General features: G+C 70.2%; 9 protein-coding genes and 3 pseudogenes. 3 read left to right on the forward strand and 9 right to left on the reverse strand.

Annotated features, from left to right (window positions below):
• Nucleotides 1–109: pseudogene (locus tag GT354_RS54670) on the forward strand (DNA-binding response regulator); the annotation flags it as partial.
• Here GT354_RS54670 and GT354_RS30465 read toward each other — a convergent pair.
• The 7 genes and pseudogenes from GT354_RS30465 to GT354_RS30495 form a co-directional block, all read right to left on the reverse strand.
• Nucleotides 103–579 (reverse strand): annotated as a pseudogene (locus tag GT354_RS30465) (protein kinase family protein); the annotation flags it as partial. The pseudogenes GT354_RS54670 and GT354_RS30465 overlap by 7 nt on opposite strands.
• Nucleotides 580–732: 153 nt before the next feature.
• Nucleotides 733–1848, reverse strand: coding sequence for a MerR family transcriptional regulator (locus GT354_RS30470; RefSeq protein ID WP_161359599.1), 1116 nt, complete (start codon nt 1846–1848; stop codon nt 733–735).
• 416 nt (nt 1849–2264) lie between these two features.
• Nucleotides 2265–2570, reverse strand: a complete 306-nt coding sequence (locus tag GT354_RS30475) for a chaplin (RefSeq protein WP_346012248.1) — start codon at nt 2568–2570, stop codon at nt 2265–2267.
• 95 nt (nt 2571–2665) lie between these two features.
• Nucleotides 2666–3394 (reverse strand): hypothetical protein, encoded by a 729-nt coding sequence (locus GT354_RS30480; protein WP_161359600.1) that lies wholly within the window; start codon nt 3392–3394, stop codon nt 2666–2668.
• A gap of 559 nt (nt 3395–3953) precedes the next feature.
• Nucleotides 3954–4886 carry a hypothetical protein gene (locus GT354_RS30485; protein WP_161359601.1) on the reverse strand — a complete coding sequence of 311 codons (933 nt, stop codon included), beginning with the start codon at nt 4884–4886 and terminating at the stop codon, nt 3954–3956.
• Between the two features lie 148 nt (nt 4887–5034).
• On the reverse strand, nt 5035–5658 hold the full coding sequence (locus GT354_RS30490) for a histidine phosphatase family protein (RefSeq protein WP_161359602.1): 624 nt from the start codon (nt 5656–5658) through the stop codon (nt 5035–5037).
• 188 nt (nt 5659–5846) lie between these two features.
• Nucleotides 5847–6236, reverse strand: coding sequence for a DUF1801 domain-containing protein (locus GT354_RS30495; RefSeq protein WP_161359603.1), 390 nt, complete (start codon nt 6234–6236; stop codon nt 5847–5849).
• Between the two features lie 428 nt (nt 6237–6664).
• Here GT354_RS30495 and GT354_RS30500 point away from each other — a divergent pair, with 428 nt between their 5' ends.
• Nucleotides 6665–6982, forward strand: a complete 318-nt coding sequence (locus GT354_RS30500) for a DUF6087 family protein (protein WP_161359604.1) — start codon at nt 6665–6667, stop codon at nt 6980–6982.
• Between the two features lie 438 nt (nt 6983–7420).
• Here GT354_RS30500 and GT354_RS30505 read toward each other — a convergent pair whose 3' ends face one another.
• Entirely contained in the window at nt 7421–8023 is a 603-nt protein-coding gene (locus GT354_RS30505) for a dihydrofolate reductase family protein (protein ID WP_161359605.1), read from the reverse strand.
• Nucleotides 8020–8943, reverse strand: coding sequence for a metalloregulator ArsR/SmtB family transcription factor (locus GT354_RS30510; protein WP_161359606.1), 924 nt, complete (start codon nt 8941–8943; stop codon nt 8020–8022). The genes GT354_RS30505 and GT354_RS30510 overlap by 4 nt, the downstream gene beginning before the upstream one ends.
• Nucleotides 8944–9212: 269 nt before the next feature.
• On the opposite strand from GT354_RS30510, the pseudogene GT354_RS52860 reads away from it, so the two are divergent.
• Nucleotides 9213–9475, forward strand: a pseudogene (locus tag GT354_RS52860) (hypothetical protein); the annotation flags it as partial.

Genomic DNA, 9475 nt, shown 5'->3' on the forward strand with positions numbered 1-9475 from the left:
GCTCAAGGACCGGATCGGCGACGCCGAGGACTTCGTCGACGCGGTACATCAGGTTGCCGCGGGCGGAACCGTCGTCGACCCGGGAGTCGTTCGGCAACTGCTGCGAAGAGCCTCGATCCGGCGGCGCACCCCCGATCCGCCACCCCAGTAGGCGACGGCCCGCTCGATGTCGGCCAGTTCCTCGGGCAGGGGCGTCGAGTCCGGCAGCACCCGCCAGTGATACATCAGCGGAAAGCCCTCGTACTCGCCGGCGAGCACCCAGTTCGTTGTCATGATGTGCACGGCGAGTTCGCGCCAGGCCCCGAAGCTCGGCCCGCCGATGCCGTACTGGCAAAACACCGGCAGCGCGAACAGGTTCGCGGTGGACCGTATGCTCTCCGGTCGCATCTCCGGATCGGTGACGGGCACGCGCTTCACGAAGACCGGGGTTCCGGCGACGTGTAGCAGAGCGGACTTCCCGCCGATGCCGGAACCGAGGGGCCGGGCTCCGGCCAGCCGTTCGCGCAGTGCCTCATCACTGCACAGGGGCAACGATGTGGAAACGGCGCCGTGTGTGGCGAGACGCGCACCGCGCGACATGTCGGGGCACTTCACTTTCGACTCCATGACCCTGTTCTCGCACAGCACGGCGATGCCCGCCGAACCACAGGGATGACCAGGGGCTTGGAAGGGACCTTTCGAGGGCCTCGCGGCTCTCCCGGCGTTGGTGGCGGCGTTCTCGGGCGTGAGGGTTCAGGTGACGAGGAGGCGGAGGCCCAGTTCTGCTGCGTCGAGGTTGGTGAGGTCGTGGTTGCGTTTGGCCCATCGGCCTGATGAGAGGTCGTCGCGGAGTCTGGCGACCGCCCGCTGTTCGGCCGCCGGGCCGACCCTGGTCCATACCGATACCGCGCGGCGCACGTGCTCCTCCAGGTACGCCTCCGGCCGGCGCCAGTACGCCTCGAAGAAGCCGTCGGCGCAGTCCCACGGGATCGGCACCGGCTCCACGCGGGCTCCGATCGCGTCGGCCAGGCGGTCCACCGAGGGCCGGCCGGCGACCAGGTCGGCGACCTCGGGCAGGTAGTCGCGGCTGAGCCAGAACCGGTGACGCCACGCGGCGTCACTCGAGTCGTGCGTGAACACCACCACGCGGCGGGCCACGCGCCGCATCTCGCGCAGCCCGGCGATCGGGTCGTGCCAGTGATGAATGGTGCTGAAGGCCATCGCGGCGTCGAACGACCGATCCTCGAACGGGAGGCTCTCCGCACCGGCGGCCACGCACGGGGCCGCGCCCGCGGGACGCTGGGCCCGCATGACCGCCGACGGTTCCACCGCCGTGACGTCGCGGTCGGGGGGCTCGTAGGAGCCGGTGCCGGCCCCGACGTTGAGTACCGTCTGCGCGTCGCCGAGCGCGTCCCAGACTCTCGCGGCGATCCGCGGCTCCGTGCGCCGCGTCGCCGGGTACGCGGATCCGATGGCTTCGTACAACTGTGCGCCGAACATCTTCAACTGTTCCTCCGGCGTCGTTCCGATCCCCATTGCCCGTGCCTCCAGTTCCCTGTCCAAGGCCGTCACCATGGCGGCAGCGCGGTCGCGCTGTTCCAGCAACAGCCCGCGCAGCCGGTGCAGGTGCGCGACCGCGTCGGTGGTCGGGTCGTCGACCAGATCCGCGATCTCGCGCAATCCGAAGCCCAGCCGCCGATAGGCGAGCACCTCACGCAGCCGCTCCACGTCACCCGCCGAGTAGGCCCGATAGCCGGCCGCGGTCCGCGCGGACGGCCGCACGAGGCCGATCTCGTCGTAGTGATGCAACGTACGCACGCTCACGCCGGCCAACTCGGCCACACGACCCACGGTCAGGTGTTCTTCCACGGCACCGACGATGCGGCATGACGCCACGTGAGGGTCAAGTGCCTCGGCCCTTCGATGCCGGTACTTTCCGTGGCCGCCACTCACGGTGGGGATACGTCGACCTGCATGGGGTGGCGGCGCGGAGGTGTGTCTCTCGGTTTCCGCGTCGAGCGGGGAAGAATCGAAGGCGAGCGCGCCGTCTCGCCCGCTTCGGGGAGCGCGCGTCCCGCGTGCCTTCCGGCGAGCGCCGTTTCCGCAACTCGGAATCTCGGCGGCCGTACGCGACGACCTGCGGGTGGAAAAGCACCTGTCCCGCTGGTTCCCGGTGGGGGGCGCCCGGTCTGTAACGCGGTGTGGGGCCCCCGCGGGATGCAGTCGCGGGGGCCCCGGCCTCGGACGTGGAGGACGACCGAAGTAGAGGGGAAGCAGAGGTCGGATCAGCCGTGCACGGCCGCGCCGCCCGCGCTGTACTGACCGGCCGCGAGGTTGTGGTGGTGGGCGCCGTCGATGTTGGCGCAGACGTTGCCGAACGTCGGGTTGAGGATGCCGATGACGTCCACGCTGTTGCCGCACACGTTGAGCGGGATGCTGATCGGGGCCTGGACGTTGTTGCCCGACAGGACACCGGGGGAGTCGACGGCGGCACCGCCGGCCTCGGCCCCCGCGCTGGCTGCTCCCGCGCCGGCCATGACCAGTGCGGCGGTGCCTGCGGCCATGACGGTGGCCTTCTTGAACGTGTTCACTGCATTCTCCGTCTCGCCCAGCTGCGTTGCCCGAATGCGACGCACGAAGGTCTCAACGACCCCGAGTCGTCCAGGCAACCGAGTAGTCGCCGCATTCATCCGAATGCGCGCCGATTCGCTCGGGAGGGTGTGGATGTGGATGTCGATGTGCCCGTAACCGGGGACGGGAGCGGGGGCGTGGGCGGGGGAGCGTTTCGGCGGGCTTTGGCCGCGGCCTCGCGGGCGCGGGCGTTCTGCTCCGCCCGCCGGCTCTCGACCAGTGCGTCGATGACGTTGCGAACCGGGCCGTACGCCTCGGTCGCCGCGTCGAGTCGTTCGTCGAATCTGCGCTCGGCGGCCTCGCGTTGCCCGGGTGTCAAGCCTCGCCAGGCGGTACGGAGGCCGCGCTCGTAGGGAACCAAGGGGCGGTTGCCGAACGGGAACGGCCGGCGCATGCCCGGTTCCGCATCACGGCGGTCGAACGAGCGGCGCCGGCGCAGTGCCCAGGGGGGGCGTACGCGCGTGTACTCGGTGAAGAACTCGGTCTCGGCGGCATCGACCGCCGCCACGAACGCGGCGCCCGCCTCGACCCAACTCCGGGCCCGGGAATGGTCGCACGGGATCGTCCACAGGCCGACTCCCCGGTACGGCGTGGGATCGTCCGTCGCCACGACGACGTGGACCAGGCACCACCGGGCCCGACCGAACGTCGACCACCCGCACGTCACCACCCGCACGTGCCCCTCGTCGACCAGCAGCTTCGTCGAGGTCGCGGCGGGCAGCCTCGGGGTCTGCTCGCGATGCGCGCGCAACACGCGCTTGTCCTTCTCCGTCAGCCACGCCATCGAGCCACCTCCAGGTCGGTCGAGCGCGCCGCTCTGGCGGCGTGGGGTCGATTCCTGGGTGTTGCCCACTGTTACCGATGCTTACCGCTTTGCGGTGTGGCGGGGCGGGGCGGGGCGGGGAGGGGTGAGGCGAGTTCGGCATCCGGCGGACGGTTGGGCGATGGCGTCGTCGTCGCCGTCGCTGTGGGGTCGATGGCCGCTACGGAAGTGCGCTCGACGCGCATTCGCGGCCGAAGCGGGAATGATCGACGCGGGGCGCCGGTTGTACGAGTCGATCGGTGAGGGTGTGCCCCCGGGCCCAACCATAGCCTCCGTGGAATACCGTTCGGCTGGAGCCACGGTGAGCCTTCCGCCGTGAGGCGGCCCCCTCACCGGTCCTCGGTGCCGCTTCCCTTCGGGGGAGCGGCGTCGGTGCGTTAGGGGCCCACTCGGCCCCCGGTGGTTCCTGCCCGGTTGCTCCGCCGCCCGACGAGGACGGCCTCTCGACCGGGCCGGGTATCGGTCGGGTCGAGAGGCCGCTCGAGTGCGGGAAGTGAACGTGCCGCCGGCTGCGGCCGGGTCAGGCTCCGTCGGTCTGGGAAAGCAGTTCGAGCATGTCCGCCGTCTCGTCGGCCGGCGGCGGCGTCAGATCGACCTTGGTGCCCCAACCGCTGTAGTCCACCGTGCTGGCCATGTCACCGGCGGTGGTCTTCATCGCCACCTTCTGCTTGACCGGCATGTCGGACTTGGGATCGATCCAGACGTCGAAGTTCGAAGTCGTCGCACCGATCGCGGCGTTGGCCTCCTTCAGGCGGGCCAGCGTTTCCGGGCTGAGCCCCAACGTGTCGGCGCTCGCCGATGCGGCCGCGCTCAGGTCGACGGTGGCCGAGTAGTGCACGGCCGAGACGCCGTTCACCGTCTCGGTGCCGACCTCGGTGATGTCGCCCGACTGCTTCAGGAGCGACAGTTGCGCCGTCGGGTCCTGCTGGCTCATCGATTTGCTCAGCGTTTCGCCGAGCGCGGCCCCGTTGCCCGACTTGTCGAGCGATGCCAGGCCGGTGAAGTCCAGCTTCAGCCACGACTTGCCGCCGGTTTCCGCGGCCACCGCCGGGCCCATGTTCATGTACATGGCCGTCGACGTCATCAGCATCTCGACGTTCGCCGGCGCTCCGGCCACCGTCTGCGACATGTCCATGTTCAGTCGCATGCCTGCCGGTTCGCCGAACTTGACGACGCCCTCGGCCTTGGTCTTCATACCGCTCGGGAGGCTCTGCTCCAGGCGGACCTTGACCGAGTCGGTCTTGTGTACCTTGTCGACGGCGGTGAGCACCATCGCGGCGGCGTTGCGCGCATTCGTCTTCGCGCTGTCCTTGCCGCCGAACGGATCGTCACCGAAACCGCCCGAGTCGCTTCCGCAACCCGCTGTCGCCAGTGCGAGCGTTATGCTCCCGATCACCGTGCACACCACCCGTGCACGCGTGTTTTCAGCCATATTCGAGGCTCCCCCATCCAAGTTTCCGAGTCACGTTACCAAGGCCGGGAACCTTTCCACGCAGACAATAAAGCGGGACTCCCACGCGTTACGGGACGTCCCCCGGCCGTTCACCACCGCGATGGCCCCGCCGACGCCTCGTCTCGACGCGTTCCGTGAATCGCCGCCCTCAGCCGAGGAGTTCGCCCGGCAAGCCGGCCCGGCGAAGCTCGGTGGGCAGGTGCGCCGTGTCGTTGAAGAAGAGTACGGACGCGGGCCGCCCCGGATCGTAGCGGATGACCGTCAGGGCGGCATTGGCATGATCGAGGCCGATCCAGCGCCACTTCGGAGCATCGAGGGCGGCTCGGACGATCCACCCGGCGAGGAAGTTGTGGGTGACGACCAGCTCGTGCCGAGGCTCGTCGCCGTCGACCGGTCCGGTGAACCGGGCGAGCGCCTCGTCGGCCAACCCGGGCCCCGCTTCACGTTGTTCGACCGGGAACCGGTACAGACGGGTGAGCGTGGCGTCGGCCGATTCCGTGGGCAGTTCCGCTTTTCGCGGCAGGTAGGGGATGTAGTCCCCGGCCGGCTCCGACGGTTGCGGGGAAACTCCGCCGAGCTGCTCGCAGATCAGCCGGGCGGTTTCTTCCGCTCGCGGAAGCGGGCCGTGCCGAACGGCCTGGAGCGGGCTGCGCCGAAGCCGTTCACCGAGCAGTACCGCTTGTCGGCGGCCGATGTCCGTCAAGGTGCTCTCGTCCGGTGAAGCCTCTGCGTGGCGCGTGAGGTAGAGGTAGCGAGTGGCCGTATCGGTCATCGGGCAGGCCCTCCGTCGGCGTTCGTGGCCGTGCGGTGCAGTCTCGTGGCTGTATCCGAGCGCCGGCGTGCGTTGTCGAGCCCCGCTCTCCGTCCGTGAGGGAACCCACCGCGCGTGGCCGACATCCTACGACCGGGCCTGGTGGCCAAGGCGGGATCCGTTGCCGATGCGGCCGGGTGCGGTCGGAGTCAGGGCTTCAGTTTGCGCCAACCGCCGGCGCGATTGTTGGCGATGATCTGCTTGAACATGGCGGTGAGGGCCGGTGCGTTGATGTTCTCGTCCCGGCGCACGGCCACGGTGCGGGCGGTCTTGTTGTCGTGGCCGCCGGTGATGATCCCCTCGGGGTCCGCGACGATCGCTCCGTCGTAGAGGAATATGTTGACGTGGTCCTTCGCCGCGAGCAGTGCGCAAATGTTGCCCTGGAGAACGAAGTACGGCCGCGTGGTGCGCTTGATGGTTTCGACGACCTCCGGATCCGCGGCATGGACCAGATCTCGGACCTCGCGACAGATGACCCGCTGCCAATCGGGCAGGGCCTCGATGTAGGCGTCGACTCGTGGGTCGGTGACGTAGTTCATGGTGTCCGACGGTAGCCGAGCGCTCGCGAGGACGGGCCGCCGAAGACTTCGCGCCGCGAGATTTCGTGGCCGTTGGCGGGGCTCGAAGCGACGGACCGGGTCGTCGGGGACGGTGGCCGGCGTTCGTGCCTGCGGGAACGGGTCGGAGTTCACCTTTTCGGGTGGCTTTCGTCGGCTCCGGCCGGTAGATCCGGGATTCCTTCGCGTTCCTTCGAGCGTTTTCCGTCTGTTCCGTCCGCTCCGAATTTCGGGGAAGTCGCTTGCCGGCACGGCTTGTTGTCCCCATTCTCGCCACACCGACGCGCGGTGGCCTCCGCCGACCCCATCGGACCGATCTCGGCGGGCGACGAGGCGACCCGAGTCCCACCCGTGTGCCGAACGCCGGAATCCGGCCAAAGTGCCGGTGGAAAGCCGGCAGGCTGAGCCTCGTGGACGACGAACCTCTCGAGCAGTGGCTCGAACGACGCGACGCCCGACGGGAAGAGAGCCGGGGCCGACGCAAGGCCGTTCCGCTGGGGGAGGGGCCCTGGCGTGCGGAGCACGTCAACCCCCGAGCGCCCCGGCTGATCGTCGAGTGGGACGGCTACGCGTGGCAGGCCGTCACCGTCGCCGACGACCTGGCTCAGGCCCGGAAGATCCTGTACCCCGGCGCTCAGGCCGCCGCGATCCCACCACCGCCTCAACCGGGCGCCCCCGGACCGGGCCCCGGTCGCGGCAGACATCGCAGGCCCACGAGCCAGGGCTGATCGCGACGCGGTGCGGTGCGGTGCGGTGCGCGTGCGCGGCCCGACTCGTCGCGGTGGGTGCCGCGTTGCTGCCTCGCGGCTGCTCCGGGTCGGCGGCCTGAGTCTCAACGTGCCGACCCCGCACCGTAGTTCGTGGCCAATGGATGCTCGTGACCGGTTGCCGCGGGACCTGCCGTTCGACCCGCGGGGCCGCTGCGGGCGCGGTGGTGGGCGCCGCCGAGCAGGTCGAGGCCACGTACGAGCTCCCGCCGACGCGTTGCGGGACTGGATGGTGTGCCTGATGTGCGGCACGAGCAGAGCCCGTCGCCGGACATCCTGACGGAGCGTTCGGCTGCCCGCGAGGTCGAAGCCCTCGTTGCTGTGGCGGCCTGGACGCGTCGAGGACGCCCCGGGCCCGGCCGTTCACACGGTGACGCGCGCCGTCGGCCGATCGTGGGATCAGCGCACTCGGTCGTAGACGAGTGCCAGGGTGCCGTGTTCCCCGGCGGACTGGTCGGCGAGCGCCCACCGCCCTGTGGGCAGGCCGTCGTCGAAGAGCCGCGGCCCGCCGCCGAGGAAGATCGGAAAGATGGTCAGGGCCAGCCGGTCCACCTGGTCGGCCGCCAGCAGGGCCTTGATGACGCTCGCGCTGGAGAGTACGAGAATGTCGCCGCCCTCGGTCGACTTGAGGTCCGCGACCACGTCAGGGGTCGGCCCGTCGGCGATCGTCGTCCGCTCCCACGGCGCCTCGCCGAGGGTGGAGGACAGGACCACCTTGTCGGTCTCGACGAGCCACTTCGCGAAGGCCTCGTCGCGCGGGTCGACGCCATCCATACCGATGACGGTAGGCCAGAAACCGAGGAACCCCTCGGCGTTGACCCGCCCGAGCAAAGCCGTCGTCGCCGGTTCCCACAGGCTGGTCAGGAGGTTACGGGCGACATCGGTGTGGGCGTAGGGCATCACCCAGGACATGTCCAGCGGGTTGTCCGGCGCGGCGTAGCGGCCGTCGAGGGAGAGGCTCATGTTGGTGACGACTCGGCGGCCTGCGGTCTGCTTGGTCATTGTGTGCTCCTTGGGGCGGAGGGGAGGTCTGGGCGGGGGGCGGGGTTGGTGTCGGTCTTGGTCTCGGGCCGCGTGCCCGTGCCCGTGTCTGTGTCCGGGTTGTGCGAGGTTGCGGCGAGGGTCGCGGCAAGTGTGTCGAGGCTTTGGCCGAAGCCGATCTCGATGCCGGCGACGAAGTCGGCGGCATCGACGGTGCTGTCGGTGATCCGCCAGTGGACGTCGAGGTCCGTGCCGGTGTCGCCGGGTCGCAGGCCGAGGTCGACGTGGGCGGTGAAGGCGAGGCCACCGTCGGGAAGCAGGGGGGAGAGCCGGTAGGCGAGCCGCTCACCGGGGTCTACGTCGTCGACGACTCCCCGAGCGCGCCCGACGACCGGATCGGCGCCGTCGGCATCCTCGGCGTCGCGGTACTCGTGGACGATCCGCCCACCCGGTCGCGCCTCGAAGACCAGCTCGGAGACGCGGAGGCCGTCCGGCGTCCACCAACGGGCGAGCAGGGGAGCCTCGGTCAGGTGGCGCCACACCGCCTCCGGGCGCCCGGGCAGTGACCGGAGAAACCGGAACGAGCGACCGTCGGCCCACCCCGACTCCGCTGCGGCGAGCCGCTCCGCGTCGAGGCTGAGCCCGTAGCGCTCGAAGGTCGCGCGCGGGCCGTCGACCCGATCGGCGGTGTCGGCGAGCCGGCCGAGCACGGCCGCCAACTCCCGCAAAGGGCCGGGCCGAAGTGCGTAGACGCGGCGCTGCCCGGTGCGCCGAGAGGTCACGATGCCGGCGCGCTCCAGGGTTTGGAGGTGCTTGGTCGTCTGCGGTTGCCGGGCCTCGGCGAGCCGGGCGAGAACGCCGACCGAGCGGGGCCGCTCGGCCAACAGGCTCACGAGCCGCCAGCGGGCCGGGTCGGCCAGTGCGGTGAGGAGTGCGTCCATGGCAACAAGTATTCGCCACCGAGAATATTCGTGTCAAGGAATACCTTGGGCGGCAGGCAGGGACAGGCAGGGACAGGCAGGAACAGGCAGAGGCAGGCAGTGCACAGCGATCGGCCTGCCGGGTCGGAAACGGATAACGACGGGATGCCGCGTGCGTCGCGTCGTCAGGCGGCCGTGGAGCGTCCGAGGCGAACCCTGTACAGGCCCGTAGTGTCCCGCCGCACTCGTGATCCGGGCGTGCACGAGGGCGGGCCGGGTAGCGGCGTGGGATGAGTATCGACAAGACCCACACCGGTACGAACGGCGTCCGGGATCGCGATCTCGACGTCGGGGCGTCGGCGGAGGCGATCGCCCGCCGCCATCGGGAGACGGTGCGGGAGTGGTTCGTCGACTTCACGCGCGACCATCCGACGGGTCTCGACGCGCCCGGCGCGGGCGCGACCCGAAAGCGCTGGCACGCCCTCGCCGCCACGGCCGAACGCGATCTCGCCCTCGGGCGTCTCGCGGAGGGCCACGCCGACGCGCTCGCGAT

This window comes from Streptomyces sp. SID3343, from assembly GCF_009865215.1.
Lineage (GTDB): Bacteria > Actinomycetota > Actinomycetes > Streptomycetales > Streptomycetaceae > Embleya.